Here is a 13,822-nt window from a genome sequence, read left to right as displayed (position 1 = left end):
CGAATTGACGAATCACCTGTGTGGCTGCCTGCATAAGAGGGACCTGCGGAGGTAACTTCCGGTTGGCGGGACGCGTCCACTGCGGACCGCGCAGGGAGGCCCTGATCGTGGCGGTATGCGCGAGGGGGCCGGCACCCGGCCCTCGTGGTCGGTGCGCCTGAGCTAGACGGCGTGCCGGTCGATCGGGGTGGTGCCTGGCCCAGCGAGGAGCGGACGCGGGTGCCGCGTTCGTGAGGGAGTTGCCGTGAACGCACGACGACCCGCGAGCCGTTCCTCAGGCTCATCGCGCAGCACTTCCCGGCGCCGTGGCGCGCCGACGGTCAACACGTACGTGGTGGACACGTCCGTGCTGCTCTCCGACCCCCTCGCCACCACGCGGTTCGCCGAGCACGAGGTCGTGCTGCCGCTCGTGGTGATCAGCGAGCTGGAGGGCAAGCGGCACCACCCGGAACTGGGCTGGTTCGCCCGGGAGGCGCTGCGCCTGCTCGACGACCTGCGCCTGCGGCACGGCCGGTTGGACCACCCGGTCCCGATCGGCGAGGACGGCGGCACGCTGCGCGTCGAGCTCAACCACTCCGACCCGGAGGTGCTGCCCGCGGGTTTCCGCACGGACTCCAACGACGCCCGGATACTGGCCTGCGCGCTCAACCTCGCGGCCGAGGGCAACGCCGTCACGCTGGTCACCAAGGACATGCCGCTTCGGGTCAAGGCGGGTGCGGTCGGCCTGGCCGCCGAGGAGTACCGGGCGCACGACGTGACGCTGTCCGGGTACTCGGGCATGTCCGACCTGGACGTGGACCAGTCCGTCGTGGACGCGCTGTACCGCGACACCGTGATCGACCCGGCGCTGTTCGACCTGGCGCACGTGGGCGAGCTGCCGTGCCACAGCGGGTTGCGGCTGCTGGCGGGCACGTCGAGCGCGTTGGGGCGGGTGACGCCGGACAAGCAGCTGCGGTTGGTGCGCGGCGACCGGGAGGCGTTCGGGCTGCACGGCCGGTCGGCGGAGCAGCGGGTGGCGCTGGACCTGCTGCTGGACACCGAGGTCGGCATCGTCTCGCTGGGCGGACGGGCCGGCACGGGGAAGTCGGCGCTCGCGCTGTGCGCGGGGTTGGAGGCGGTCATGGAACGCCGCCAGCACCGCAAGGTCGTGGTGTTCCGGCCGCTGTACGCGGTGGGCGGTCAGGAGCTGGGATACCTGCCCGGTTCCGAGAGCGAGAAGATGCAGCCGTGGGCGCAGGCGGTGTTCGACACGCTCGGCGCGCTGGTCAGCCAGGACGTGGTCGAGGAGGTCATGGACCGGGGCATGCTCGAGGTCATGCCGCTGACCCACATCCGCGGGCGGTCGCTGCACGACTCGTTCGTGATCGTGGACGAGGCGCAGTCGTTGGAGCGCAACGTGCTGCTGACCGTGCTGTCGCGGTTGGGCGCGAACTCGCGGGTCGTGCTCACGCACGACGTGGCGCAGCGGGACAACCTGCGGGTCGGGCGCCACGACGGGGTGGCGGCGGTCATCGAGAAGCTGAAGGGCCACCCGCTGTTCGCGCACGTCACGTTGACGCGGTCGGAGCGCTCGCCGATCGCCGCGCTGGTCACCGAGATGCTGGAGGACTACGCCTCCTGACGCTCGGGTGACCGTTCGCCGTGACGCCGAGGCCGCCCCGGTCCACCGTGATCGGGGCGGCCTCTGTACGTGGTGTATTGCCTACGATGTTCACGCGGGTGGCGTGGGCTTCAGGACATTGTCTACAGCCTTCATGATCCCGGCGACGATCGCGGCTGCGGCCAGCACGAGCAGGGCGTTGCGCAGGGCCGTGCCGAAGCCGATCTCCGTGACGTCCAGGAACGGGTACGGGTACCAGTCCGAGAGCGCGCCGTGGACGAATGTGTACAGGATCCACAGAACGGGCCAGAGGAGCAGCGCCTTGGCGATCGTCGGCCAGTCCAGGCGCGGTCGCGGCCCGAACACCAGCCAGCCGAGCACGGCCAGCAGCGGCGACAGGCGGTGGAAGCCGAGGTTCACCCACCAGGCCACGCCGACGGGGTGGGTCAGCGGCGCGAGCAGGACGGCGAACACGGCGCCGGTGATCGTGATGCCGAGCAGGGCGTCCAGCCGAGCCACCCGCCACCAGCGCCCGTCCCGCACCGGGTCCACGGCCAGGGTGATCGCCACGACCAGCACGAACAGGTTGCTCTGGATGGTGAAGTAGCTGAACAGGCGGACCAGGCGGACGTCGAGCGGCGCCTGCACCTCGGCGTGACCGGCGTTCACGTCCGGCCCGCTGGTGAGGATCAGCACCAGCTGGGTGATCAACGACGCGGCGATGACGGCCGCGAGCACGCCGTGCCACACCCGTGAGCCGGTGTGCCACGCGGTGGAACGGCGTGCGGTCGCGGTGCTCATCGTCCGATCATCGGACCGGACCCGGGGTTCGGCTAGTCGAACGCCCGCGTCACCACCCCGACGGGAGCGGCCGTCCTTCGGCGAAGCCCGCGGCGCTCTGCACGCCGACCGTCGCCCGGGCGTGGAACTCCTCCAGGGTCTGCGCCCCCGCGTAGGTGCAGGAGCTGCGGACGCCCGACGTGATGGCGTCGAGCAGGTCCTCGACGCCGGGGCTGGTCGGGTCCAGGCGCATGCGCGAGGTCGAGATGCCCTCCTCGAACAGGCCCTTCCGGGCGCGGTCGAACGCGTTGTCGGTGCGGGTGCGGGCCGACACGGCGCGCTTGGACGCCATGCCGAACGACTCCTTGTAGAGCCGGCCCTGCTCGTCGCGCTGGAGGTCGCCGGGGGATTCGTAGGTGCCCGCGAACCAGGAGCCGATCATGACGCTCGACGCGCCCGCGGCCAGGGCGAGGGCCACGTCGCGCGGGTGGCGGACGCCGCCGTCGGCCCAGACGTGCCTGCCGAGCCGGCGCGCTTCGGCGGCGCACTCGGCGACCGCGGAGAACTGCGGCCGGCCGACGCCGGTCATCATGCGCGTGGTGCACATCGCGCCCGGCCCGACGCCGACCTTGACGATGTCCGCGCCCGCTTCGACCAGGTCGCGGACGCCCTCGGCGGTGACGACGTTGCCCGCGACGACCGGGACCGTCGGACGTGCCTCGCGGACGGCCTTGAGGGCGGCCAGCATCTTGTCCTGGTGGCCGTGGGCGGTGTCGACCACGAGGGTGTCGACGCCCGCGTGGAGCAGCTGCTCGGCTTTGGCGGTGACGTCGCCGTTCACGCCGATCGCGGCGGCGACGCGCAGCTTGCCCGCGCCGTCGAGGGCGGGCTGGTAGACGTCGGCGCGCAGCGCGCCCAGGCTGGTCATCACGCCGCGCAGTCGCCCGTCGGCGTCGACCCCGAGCGCGATCCGCTGGGTGCCGCCGTGCAGGCGGTCGAAGACGTCGCGCGGAAGGGTGTCCAGCGGAAGGGTGACGATGCGGTCGTCGGCCACGTCGTGCAACCGGGTGAACCGGTCGACGCCGGCGCACGCCGCCTCGTCCACGACACCCGTCGGCCGACCGTCGTCGTCGATCACGACGACCGCCCCGTGCGCCCGCTTGTGCAGGAGGTTGACCGCGTCGGCGACCGAGTCGCCCGAGTGCAGCGTCAGCGGGGTGTCCCACACGGTGTGCCGCGCCTTCACCCACTGCACGATCTCCGCGACCGCCTCGGGCGCCACGTCCTGCGGCAGCACCACCAGGCCGCCGCGTCGCGCCACGGTCTCCGCCATCCGCCGTCCCGCCACCGCGGTCATGTTCGCGACCACGATCGGGATCGTCGCCCCCGTTCCGTCGGAGGTCGACAGGTCGACGCCGAACCTCGAGTCGACGGCCGATCGGCCGGGCACGAGGAAGACGTCGTCGTAGGTCAGGTCGTAGCTGGGCCGATGCCCTTCGATGAACCGCACGAGAACTTGACGATACTCGCGTCGGGGCGAATTCGCCCTGGTTGTGCGCACCATCGGTGGGATCGGTACGGGGTCTGCGGTTGTAGGTTCCTCCAAGTCCGCAACGCTGCGGATTCCTTCAAGGCCGCACGGCGGCGGATTCACCGCGCCGGGGTTCGGGGCGGCGGCGATGGGCGGTGGGTGGTGGCGGGTGATGGGATGAGTGGCGGGTGGCGGGTGGTTGCGACAGGGGTCGTGGTTGCTCGGGCTTCCTCTTCGTTTCAACCGAGTGGCGGTAACAGTGTTTCCGTACATTTTCCGGCCATGATCACCCGATCGTGTTCGGCGGCGGGCTCTCACGCTGGGGCAACAGGGCGCGGACCGCGTCGATCGTGTCCGCCTCGCCCGCGTCCTTGTCCGGCCGGTAGCGGAGCACCCGGGCGAAGCGCAGGGCCACGCCGCCGGGGTAGCGGGGACTGACCTGCACGCCGTCCAGCTCGATCTCGATCACCATCTCCGGGCGGACCATAACCACCCAGTCCGTCTTCTCCGTCGCGATCGCCATCAGCTCCCGCGTCTGCCAGGCCAGCAGCTCGTCGGTCAGCCCCTTGAACGTCTTGCCGACCATGATCGGCGGCCCGCCGTCCGGGTCCCGCGCGCCCAGGTGCAGGTTCGACAGCAACCCCCTGCGCCGACCGCTGCCCCACTCCACCCCGAGCACCACCAGGTCGAGCGTGTGCACCGGCTTCACCTTCTGCCACGCCCGCCCCCGCCGCCCCGCCGCGTACACCGACTCGAGCGACTTCACCATCACGCCCTCGTGTCCGGCGGCCAGCGCCTCGTCCAGCACCAGCGCCGCCCGCTCCGCCGACCCGGGCGACTCCACCCCCGGGATGACGTGCGACCCGGCCACCCGCCGCACCGCGTCCAGCCGCACCCGCAACGGCTCGTCCAGCAGGTCGACGCCGTCCAGGTGCAGGCAGTCGAAGAAGAACGGGCTCAGCAGCAGCTCCCGCACGTCCTGCGCCCCGAACCGGCTCATCGTCTCCTGGAACGGCCGGGGCTTGCCGTCGTCGGTCAGCGCCAGCGTCTCCCCGTCCAGCACCACCGACGTGCACGGCAGCGCCCGCACCAGCTCCACCAGCTCCGGCACGGTGCCGGTGATCTCGCGCAACGTCCGCGTGAAGATCCGCACCTCGTCACCCGACCGGTGCACCTGGATGCGCGCGCCGTCCAGCTTGTGCTCCACCACGCACGACCCCAACTCGGCCAGCGCCGCGCCCAGCGACTCCGCCGGCGACGCGAGCATCGGTCGCACCGGCCGCCCCACCTCCAGCCGGAACGCCGCCAGCGCCTCCTCGCCGCTCATCGCCGCCACCGCCGTGCCCGGCAGCGACCCCGACAGCATGAACGCCCGCCGCACCACCTCGCCGGGCACGTCGGCGGCCCGCGCGATCGCGTCCAGCATCACCCCTTCGAGCGCACCCTGGCGCAGTTCACCGGTCAGCAGGCGGCGCAGGAAGTCCTGCTCGGCCGCCGTGGCCCGGCCGAACAGCGCCGTCAGCGCCTCGACCCGCCGGGTCGCCGAGCCCTTCCCGCTGATCGCGGCGAACGAGCCCAGCGCCGAGTCCACGTCGGACACCGTCAGCGACGGCTCCGGCGCGGGCGGGACGTCCAGGTCGAACACGGTGCGCCAGCCCGCGCCGATCCGGCCCTGGCTGGGCGCGCCGACCAGGAACGACACCACCGCGGGCGTGCTCATCCGGCGCACCAGCTCGGCCAGGGCGGCGACCTTGGCCAGGCGGGAGCGCGTCGCCGCCACCGCGGCGGAGGTCTCGACGACTTCGGTGAACAACACGCTGACCATGGTGCACCCGGACACCGACAAAAACCGGTCAGGCGGCCTCGCGCAGCTCCCGGACGGCCTCCCGCAGCCGGTCCGGCGTCAACGCCGCGTACCCGAGCACGAGCCCCGGGAACGTCGGCGTGCGCGCGTACCGGGCCAACGCGGGTGCGTTCACCCCGCGCCGGGCCAGCCGCTCCTGCAACGCCAGGTCGTCCGTCCCGGCCGGCAGCCGCACGACCACGTGCAGCCCGGCCGCCACGCCGATCGGCTCCCACTCCGGCAGCACGGCCCGCAACGACTCCAGCAACGCGTCCCGCCGCGCCCGGTAGAGCCGGCGCGTGCGGCGCAGGTGCCGGTCGTACCCGCCGGTGGCCAGCAGCCGGGCCAGCGCCGCCTGGTGCAGCGTCCCCGTGCCCAGGTCGTCCAACCGCTTGCGCTCCACCACGGTGTCGCGCATCGCGGGCGGCAGCACCAGCCACCCCAGGCGCAACGCGGGTGCGAGCACCTTGCTCGTGCTGCCCTGGTACACCACGCGCGTCGGGTCGAGCGCCTGCATCGCGCCCAACGCCGGCCGGTCGTAGCGGTGCTCGGCGTCGTAGTCGTCCTCCACCACCACTCCGTCGCACGCGCGCGCCCACTCCAGCAGCGCGCGCCGACGTGACGGGTGAAGCACGACACCCAAAGGGAACTGGTGCGCCGCCGTCACGAACACCGCACGGCAGTCCGTTGTGGACAGCAGGTCGACGCGGAGCCCGTCCGAGTCGACGGGGATCGGCCTGATCACCAGGCCGTGCGACGCGAGCATCTCCGCCGCGCCGAAGTGGCTCGGTTCCTCGACGGCGACGCTGCGGTGGCCGGACTCGCGCAAGATGCGGCCCAGCAACGAGATCCCTTCCGCCGCGCCGTTCGTGACGACCACTTCGGACGGTCGTGCGGCCACCGCGCGCACCCGTCCCAGGTAGTCCGCCAGCTCCCGGCGCAACGGGCCGAAACCGGCCGGGTCGGGGTAGCCGAGGTCGTCGGTGGACAGGTCCGCCAGCGCCGCCTTCTGCGCCTGCAACCACTCGTCCCGGGGGAACGCGCTCAGCGCGGGCACGCCGGGCTTGAGGTCGTAGCGGAACTTCGGCGCGGGCTCGGTGGTCGAGGTGTCGGTCGCGCCCGGCCACGTGCAGGCGGCCGTCACGGTGGTGCCGGAGCCGCGCCGCGCGGTCAGGTAGCCCTCGCCGATGAGCTGCGCGTACGCGGACGTGACCGTGCCGCGGGCGACGCCGAGCTGGGCGGCCAGGTCGCGGCTGGACGGCAGGCGGGTGCCCGGCGCGAGCCGCCCGACCCGCACCGCGCGGCGCAGCTCGGACTCCACCCCGCGCCTGCCGTTCGGGGCGGGGAGGAGGAGTTCGCGGAAAGTGGTCCAGTTGGCAGCCATCGAAGTGGAGCTTAATCCTGGACCACTGGTCGCGGAGAGTCCTGGGCATGAGAAACGGCAGAACCGCGATCGCGGCAGGTGCGATGTCGTCGGTGATCGTGGGCGCGTCCGTGCCGGTGACCGGGATGCTCCAGGCGTACCCGCTGCTCACCGGGCAGGCGATGCGGTACGCGCTGGGCGGGGTGGCGCTGCTGGGGTGGATCTGGCTGCGGGGCGGGCGGCTGCCCGTGCCGGGGCGGCGGGACTGGCCGGCGCTGATCGGTCTGGTGACGACCGGGATGCTCGGGTTCAACGCGTGCGTGCTGTACGCGCAGCGGTACGCCGAGCCGGGGTTCGTGGCGGCGGTGCTCGGGGCGAGCCCGCTGGTGCTGGCGCTGGCGGCGCCGTTGCTGGCGGGGCGGAGGCCGTCCGGTGCGGCGGTGGTGGGCGCGGTGGCCGTGGTCGGCGGGGTGGTGGTGCTGTCCGGCGGTGGGTCGTGGCACGGGCCGGGGCTGCTGCTGGCGGTGTTGACGATGGCGGGCGAGGCGTCGTTCACGCTGTTCGCGGTGGGGGTGGTGCGGCGGTTGGGCGGTGTGGCGGTGGCGACGTGGTGCTGCCTGGTCGCGGCCGTGGTCGGCGCGGTGGTGGGGACGGTCGTCGGCGGGTGGCAGGTGCCGACGGTGCGCGAGGGCGTGGCGCTGGTCGTGCTGGGGATCGTGCTGACGGCGGTGGCGTTCGGGCTCTGGTACTTCGCGGTGGCGCGGTTGGGCGCGGACCGGGCGGGGGTGCTGATCGGGCTGATGCCGGTGGCCGGGCTGGTCGCGTCGGTGGCGCTGGGGGCGCAGGCGTTGACCGCGGTGGCGTTGGCCGGGGCGGTCGCGGTGGCCGTGGGGTGCGTGGTCGGGCTGCGGGGGCGGACGGCCGAGGTCGACCGCCCGCCCCTGGTCGAGCCGACAGTGCAGGTCGCGCGTTCTGAGCGTTGAATTCAGGGGTCCTGAACGTAGGACTCACGGGACGTGAGGGTTCGACTCACGGGTGGGGGTTGGCCATGCGGAGGACGTCGAGGGCGGCGTCCAGGTCGGCTTCGGAGAGCTTGGCGGGGACGTGGCCGCGTTCCAGGACGACCTCGCGGATGGTCTTGCGCTCCTTCAGGGACTGCTTGGCGATGGAGGCGGCCTCCTCGTAGCCCAGGTAGCGGTTCAGGGGGGTGACGATGGAGGGCGAGGACTCGGCGTACTCCCGCATCCGGTCGACCTGCGGTTCGGCGCCGGTCAGGACCTTGTCGGCGAGCAGGCGGGCGACGGCGGCGAGCAGGCGGGCCGACTCCAGGACGTTGCGGGCGATCACGGGCAGCATCACGTTCAACTGGAAGTTGCCCTGCGACCCGGCGAACGCCACCGCCGCGTCGTTGCCGATGACCTGCGCCACCACCATCATCGTGGCCTCGGAGATCACCGGGTTCACCTTGCCCGGCATGATCGACGAGCCCGGCTGGAGGTCCGGCAGCGCCAGCTCGCCCAGGCCGGTGCGGGGACCGGAGCCGAGCCACCGCAGGTCGTTCGCGATCTTGTAGAGCCCCACGGCGGTGGCCCGCAGCTGGCCGGAGACCTCCACCACCCCGTCCTGCGTGGCCTGCGCCTCGAAGTGGTCGCGGGCCTCGGTCAGCGGCAGGCCGGTGACGGCGGCCAGCTCGGCGGAGACCGCCGCGCCGAAGCCCGCCGGCGCGTTCAGGCCGCTGCCCACGGCGGTGCCGCCGATCGGCAGCTCGGCCAACCGGGGCAGCGACGACGTCAGCCGCTCGATCCCGTGCCGGACCTGGGTCGCCCACGCGCCCGCCTCCTGGCCCAGCGTGATCGGCACGGCGTCCATCAGGTGGGTGCGACCGGACTTCACCAGCGACGTCCAGTCGGCGGCCCGCGCGTCCAGCACCGAGACCAGGTGCTCCAGGGCCGGGATGACGTCGCGCGCCACGGCCTCCGTCGCCGCCACCCGCAGCGTGGTCGGGAACGTGTCGTTGGACGACTGCGACGCGTTGACGTGGTCGTTCGGGTGCACGTCGCGGCCCAGCGCGCGGGTGGCCAGGGTGGCGATGACCTCGTTGGCGTTCATGTTCGACGACGTGCCGGACCCGGTCTGGAACACGTCCACCGGGAAGTGCTCGTCGTGCTCGCCCGCGGCGACGGCGTCGGCGGCCGAGGCGATGGCCGCGGCGACTTCGGGTTCCAGTACCCCCAGCCGCTCGTTCACCCGCGCCGCGGCGGCCTTGAGCAGGCCGAGCGCGCGGATCTGGGCGCGCTCCAGACCGCGCCCGGAGATCGGGAAGTTCTCCACCGCGCGCTGCGTCTGCGCACGCCACAGCGCGTCCGCCGGCACCCTGACCTCGCCCATGGTGTCGTGCTCGACGCGGTACTCCTGTTCAGCCATACCACCGAGTTTGGACCGGCTTCCCACCCTCGGCCCAAGTGGGGTGGGAAGAGTGGCCTGGAACACCTATGGTCGAAGGATGGAGCTTGAGGTCGACCTGCTGATCGTCGGTGCGGGCCCCACGGGGCTGTTCGCGGCGTACTACGCGGGGTTCCGGGACCTGTCGGTCGCGCTGGTCGACGCGCTGCCCGAGGCGGGCGGCCAGGTCACCGCGATGTACCCGGAAAAGATGATCTTCGACGTGGCCGGCTTCCCGGCGGTGCGCGGGCGCGAGCTGGTGAGCGCGCTCGTGCAGCAGGCCGACCAGTGGCAGCCGACGTACCTGCTCGGCCGCCAGGCCCGCACGCTGTCCGAAGTGGACGGTCGGTTGGCGGTCGGGCTGGCCGACGGCGGCGTGGTGCGGGCCGGCGCGGTGCTGATCACGGCGGGCATCGGCGAGTTCAAGCCGCGCCCGCTGCCCGCGGGTGACGGCTGGCTGGACCGGGGCGTGGTGCACTTCGTGCCCAAGCTCGACGTGCACACCGGCCAGGACGTGGTGGTCGTCGGCGGCGGCGACTCGGCGTTCGACTGGGCGCTCGCCCTGCACCCGATCGCGTCCAGCGTCACGGTCGTGCACCGGCGGGCGACGTTCCGGGCGCACCCGCCGACCGTGCGGCAGGTCCGCGAACTGGGCGTGGAGATCATCACCGACGCCGAGGTGCTGGCGCTGCGCGGCGACCCCGACCTGGCCGAGGTGGAGCTGGGGCTCAAGGGCGGCGACCGCAAGGTGCTGCCCGCGCAGACCGTGGTCGCGGCGCTGGGCTTCACCGCCGACCTGGGCCCGATCGAGTCGTGGGGCCTGGAGCTCGACCACCGGGCGGTGCTGGTGGACACCACCATGCGCACCGCCCGGGATCGCGTCTACGCGGCGGGCGACGTCGCCCAGTACCCCGGCAAGGTGAAGCTGATCGCCACCGGGTTCGGCGAGGCCGCCACCGCGGTCAACAACATCGCCGTGCTGCTCAACCCCGAGGCCCACTTGTTCCCGGGGCACTCGAGCAACGCGGGTTAGGGCACCACCTGCACCTGCTCGCCCGGGAACAGGTTGTCGTAGAACACCAACGACTCCTGCGGGCCCAGGCGCACGCAGCCGTGCGACTGCGCGTTCGTGTCACCCTGGTGGAACGCGATGCCGTTCGTGGTGAAGTACACCGCGTTCGGCATCGGTCCGTTGTAAGGCACGCTCCAGTCGTCCTTCACCTTGCGCAGCACGGGATAGGTGCCGACCGGGGTCTCGTGGCCGGGCATCCCGTGGGACACCCGGACGGGGCCGTAGCTGGCGCTCCCGTTGTAGATCAGCCACGCCTGGTTGGTGGACAGCTGCACGCACGCGCCGTTCTGCACGGAGCACGGCGTGCCGGTCGAAGCGTTCGCGGGAGTCGCGAGGCCGAAGGTCAAGGCCGCCGCGGCTATCGCCGTCGTGCCGAGCGTCTTCCTCATCGCTATCACTCCTCGGTGTCAGGATTACCCACCGACGAGTGATCCAACACACCGCGTTACGCGGTGACCTGAACCTGGTCGCCCACCTGGAGGGTGTGGAAGTACTTCGCCGCCGCTTCGCGGGACAGGTGGATGCAGCCGTGCGACTCGTCGGTGAGGCTGCCCTCGTGGAACGCGATGCCGTTGCTCACGAAGTACGTCGAGTAGGGCATCTCGGCCATCTCGAAGTCGCGGCTGTAGTCGAGCTCGACCTTCCACAGCACCTCGTGGTAGCCGACGGGCGTCTCGTAGCCGGGCCTGCCGGACGTGGTCGGCACCGGTCCGTAGCTGACCTTGCCCCCGCTGATCAGCCACGACTCGTTGGTCGACAGCCGCACGCACGCGCCCTCGGTGATGTCGCACGGCGTCCCGGGCACGGTCACCGGCGGGGGAGGCGGCGCGGGCTGCGGGTCCGGCGTCTTCGTGGTCCCGGTCGGCGGGGCGGGGGCGGGCGCGGGGGTGGACGGCTCCGACGTCGGCACGGCAGAAGAGGCCGACGGGGCTGAGGAAGCCGAAGAAGAAGGTGAAGAAGATGAAGAAGCGGGAGGAGACGCGGCCGGGCCGGAAGCCTCCGTCGTCCCGCAAGCCGTTGCCAGCAAAGCGAGTGCCACCAGTGCTGCTCTGCGCATCGCGCGCCCCCCAAGAAGATCGTGCCCGGTACTGATCCTGGAGACGCCCCGTCGAAGCCCCGGGTTGCAGGCCCTTCGATAACGAATGGGGAAGGGCCGCCCCACCCGGAGGAGGGACGGCCCTTCGAACACGAGGACGAGCGGTTACACCGTGCCCGCGTACTGGCTGATCCACGAGCGGAACGCCGGCACGTCCATGTAGATCGACGGGGCGGTGGCGCAGGTGGAGCTGTTGTTGCCCGCGCGGCTGGTGGCGCCGATCAGCTGCCACACGCCGTTCACGGACTTGATCTGCGGGCCGCCCGAGTCGCCGTAGCAGGCGCCCGCGTTGCCGTTCGGGTTGTTCGTGCAGATCTCCACCGAGCCGTAGATGCCCAGGCAGTTGCTGTCCGCCACGATCGACGTGTTCAGCTCCTGCAACGTGACCGGCGCGCCGCAGCCACCGCGCGGGGCGCACGTCTGGCCCCACCCGATGATGCGGGTGGCCGTGCCGACCGCACCCGACGTCGACGCCACCGCGATCGGCGTCTGGCTCACCGAGGTGGCCAGGCGCACCAGCGCGATGTCGTACGACGAGTGGGTGACCACCTGGGCGCCGGTCGCGACCGTGCCGCCGCTGGTGCGGTTGGTGGTGCCGATGCGGGCCCGGATCGAGGACGCCGAACGGCCCTGCACGCAGTGCTTGGCCGTGACGACCCAGTTGGCCTTGATCAGCGAGCCACCGCAGAAGTGGCTACCCGTGGTGCTCTGCAGGGACACCATGAACGAGTAGGTCTGCGTGGCGTTGCCGCCGCCCACGATGAACGGGGTGACGCCGCCGTCGGTCGCCGGGGCCGCCGCCGCCCCGGCCGCCGAGGCGAGAGCCGCGCCGACCGCCACCGCGAAGGCGGTGAACAGGGTACGAACCTTCATCGCTTCCTCTCCGTCCCCGGCGCAGGGTGCTCGGGGACGGAACGGAAACTAGGGATGAACGCGGCGTGATCACCACAGCCGATCGGCCGGTAACGCTGGGTTCACAGTTGACAGCGCTCGGTAGGGCTACGGCAGCGGCGGCAGGGCGTGCTCGGCGCTCGGCGGGATGTCGAAGTCGACCGACGAGTACTCGCGCAGCTTGGTCAGCCGGTGGAAGCCGTCGATCATCCGGACCGTGCCCGACTTCGACCGCATCACGATCGACTGGGTCGTGCAGCCGCCCGCCCGGTAGTGCACGCCGCGCACCAGGTCGCCGTCGGTGACGCCGGTCGCGCAGAAGAACACGTTGTCGCCGCGCACCAGGTCGTCGGTCAGCAGCACGCGGTCCAGGTCGTGGCCCGCGTCCAGCGCCTTCTGCCGCTCCTCGTCGTCCTTGGGCCACAGCTTGGCCTGGATCGCGCCGCCCATGCACTTCAGCGCCGCCGCCGCGATGATGCCCTCCGGCGTGCCGCCGATGCCCACCAGCAGGTCGATGCCGGTGTTGGGCCGGGCCGCCGAGATCGCGCCCGCCACGTCGCCGTCGGAGATGAAGTGGATCCGGGCGCCCGCCGCGCGCACGTCGGCCACCAGCGACTCGTGCCGCGGCCGGTCCAGCACGCACACCGTCACGTCCGAGACGTCGCTGTGCTTGGCCTTCGCCACCCGGCGGATGTTCTCCGCGATCGGGGCGGTGATGTCGATGACGTCCGCCGCCTCCGGCCCGGTGGCGAGCTTCTCCATGTAGAACACGGCGGACGGGTCGAACATCGCGCCCCGCTCGGCCACCGCGAGCACCGCCAGCGCGTTCGGCATGCCCTTGGCCATCAGCGTGGTGCCGTCGATCGGGTCGACCGCCACGTCGCACTCGGGGCCGTTGCCGTCGCCGACCTCCTCGCCGTTGAACAGCATGGGCGCCTCGTCCTTCTCGCCCTCGCCGATCACCACCACGCCCCGCATGGACACGGTGCCGATCAGCTTGCGCATGGCGTCCACCGCCGCGCCGTCGCCGCCGTTCTTGTCGCCGCGGCCCACCCAGCGCCCGGCGGCCATGGCGGCCGCCTCGGTCACCCGGACGAGCTCCAGCGCGAGGTTCCGGTCGGGCGCCTCGCGCCGACGCTCGGACTGGCTGCTGCCTGTGACCATGAGGGTTCCTCCCACGACTGCGATTACCGGCCGGTAGACC

Annotated in this window: 12 protein-coding genes; 3 read left to right on the top strand and 9 right to left on the bottom strand. The window is 72.2% G+C overall.

Annotation, left to right across the window (positions count from 1 at the left end):
• Positions 1-331 precede the first annotated feature (331 nt).
• Positions 332-1,621: an RNA 5'-3' helicase PhoH2 gene (gene phoH2 / locus ACIQMJ_RS01140; protein WP_387483294.1), complete on the top strand. Its 1,290-nt coding sequence runs from the start codon at positions 332-334 to the stop codon at positions 1,619-1,621.
• Positions 1,622-1,711: 90 nt separating this feature from the next.
• Here the strand turns inward: phoH2 and ACIQMJ_RS01135 are convergent, their stop codons facing one another.
• The 4 genes from ACIQMJ_RS01135 to pdxR all read right to left on the bottom strand — a co-directional run bounded on the left by ACIQMJ_RS01135 (position 1,712) and on the right by pdxR (position 7,138).
• Positions 1,712-2,401, bottom strand: coding sequence for a Pr6Pr family membrane protein (locus ACIQMJ_RS01135; protein WP_499759001.1), 690 nt, complete (start codon positions 2,399-2,401; stop codon positions 1,712-1,714).
• 49 nt (positions 2,402-2,450) lie between these two features.
• Entirely contained in the window at positions 2,451-3,890 is a 1,440-nt protein-coding gene (locus ACIQMJ_RS01130) for a GuaB1 family IMP dehydrogenase-related protein (RefSeq protein WP_499759000.1), read from the bottom strand.
• Between the two features lie 307 nt (positions 3,891-4,197).
• Entirely contained in the window at positions 4,198-5,727 is a 1,530-nt protein-coding gene (locus ACIQMJ_RS01125; protein ID WP_499758999.1) for an ATP-dependent DNA ligase, read from the bottom strand.
• A 37-nt stretch (positions 5,728-5,764) separates the two neighbouring features.
• Complete coding sequence (gene pdxR / locus ACIQMJ_RS01120) at positions 5,765-7,138, bottom strand: MocR-like pyridoxine biosynthesis transcription factor PdxR (RefSeq protein ID WP_499758998.1); 1,374 nt, start codon at positions 7,136-7,138, stop codon at positions 5,765-5,767.
• Between the two features lie 47 nt (positions 7,139-7,185).
• Between pdxR and ACIQMJ_RS01115 the strand changes: the two genes are divergently transcribed.
• On the top strand, positions 7,186-8,100 hold the full coding sequence (locus tag ACIQMJ_RS01115) for a DMT family transporter (protein WP_499758997.1): 915 nt from the start codon (positions 7,186-7,188) through the stop codon (positions 8,098-8,100).
• A gap of 46 nt (positions 8,101-8,146) precedes the next feature.
• On the opposite strand, the gene ACIQMJ_RS01110 is transcribed toward ACIQMJ_RS01115, so the two are convergent.
• Positions 8,147-9,541, bottom strand: coding sequence for a class II fumarate hydratase (locus ACIQMJ_RS01110; protein WP_499758996.1), 1,395 nt, complete (start codon positions 9,539-9,541; stop codon positions 8,147-8,149).
• Between the two features lie 79 nt (positions 9,542-9,620).
• Here ACIQMJ_RS01110 and ACIQMJ_RS01105 point away from each other — a divergent pair, with 79 nt between their 5' ends.
• Positions 9,621-10,592 (top strand): NAD(P)/FAD-dependent oxidoreductase, encoded by a 972-nt coding sequence (locus ACIQMJ_RS01105; RefSeq protein WP_499758995.1) that lies wholly within the window; start codon positions 9,621-9,623, stop codon positions 10,590-10,592.
• Here ACIQMJ_RS01105 and ACIQMJ_RS01100 read toward each other — a convergent pair.
• From ACIQMJ_RS01100 to glpX, 4 genes are all read right to left on the bottom strand, one after another.
• Positions 10,589-11,020 (bottom strand): L,D-transpeptidase, encoded by a 432-nt coding sequence (locus ACIQMJ_RS01100; protein ID WP_499758994.1) that lies wholly within the window; start codon positions 11,018-11,020, stop codon positions 10,589-10,591. The two genes, ACIQMJ_RS01105 and ACIQMJ_RS01100, sit on opposite strands and share 4 nt — an antisense overlap.
• 56 nt (positions 11,021-11,076) lie before the next feature.
• Positions 11,077-11,541: a L,D-transpeptidase gene (locus tag ACIQMJ_RS01095; protein ID WP_499758993.1), complete on the bottom strand. Its 465-nt coding sequence runs from the start codon at positions 11,539-11,541 to the stop codon at positions 11,077-11,079.
• A gap of 291 nt (positions 11,542-11,832) precedes the next feature.
• On the bottom strand, positions 11,833-12,600 hold the full coding sequence (locus ACIQMJ_RS01090) for a S1 family peptidase (protein WP_499758992.1): 768 nt from the start codon (positions 12,598-12,600) through the stop codon (positions 11,833-11,835).
• A gap of 126 nt (positions 12,601-12,726) precedes the next feature.
• The gene (gene glpX / locus ACIQMJ_RS01085) at positions 12,727-13,782 is read right to left on the bottom strand and encodes a class II fructose-bisphosphatase (protein WP_499758991.1); all 1,056 of its coding nucleotides are present in this window, start codon (positions 13,780-13,782) and stop codon (positions 12,727-12,729) included.
• Positions 13,783-13,822 lie beyond the last annotated feature (40 nt).

Origin of the sequence: Actinosynnema sp. NPDC091369 (assembly GCF_044757065.1) — a bacterium.
In the GTDB taxonomy this organism is placed as follows: Bacteria; Actinomycetota; Actinomycetes; order Mycobacteriales; family Pseudonocardiaceae; genus Actinosynnema.
Note: the sequence above shows the minus strand (reverse complement) of the source record. Positions and strands in the feature narration are given on the sequence as shown.

Coding starts and splice junctions, on each gene's coding strand:
- ACIQMJ_RS01135 (WP_499759001.1), bottom strand. CDS start 2,401: ATGAGCACCGCGACCGCACGCCGTTCCACCGCGTGGCACACCGGCTCA.
- pdxR (WP_499758998.1), bottom strand. CDS start 7,138: ATGGCTGCCAACTGGACCACTTTCCGCGAACTCCTCCTCCCCGCCCCG.
- ACIQMJ_RS01115 (WP_499758997.1), top strand. CDS start 7,186: ATGAGAAACGGCAGAACCGCGATCGCGGCAGGTGCGATGTCGTCGGTG.
- ACIQMJ_RS01110 (WP_499758996.1), bottom strand. CDS start 9,541: ATGGCTGAACAGGAGTACCGCGTCGAGCACGACACCATGGGCGAGGTC.
- ACIQMJ_RS01105 (WP_499758995.1), top strand. CDS start 9,621: ATGGAGCTTGAGGTCGACCTGCTGATCGTCGGTGCGGGCCCCACGGGG.
- ACIQMJ_RS01100 (WP_499758994.1), bottom strand. CDS start 11,020: ATGAGGAAGACGCTCGGCACGACGGCGATAGCCGCGGCGGCCTTGACC.
- ACIQMJ_RS01090 (WP_499758992.1), bottom strand. CDS start 12,600: ATGAAGGTTCGTACCCTGTTCACCGCCTTCGCGGTGGCGGTCGGCGCG.
- glpX (WP_499758991.1), bottom strand. CDS start 13,782: ATGGTCACAGGCAGCAGCCAGTCCGAGCGTCGGCGCGAGGCGCCCGAC.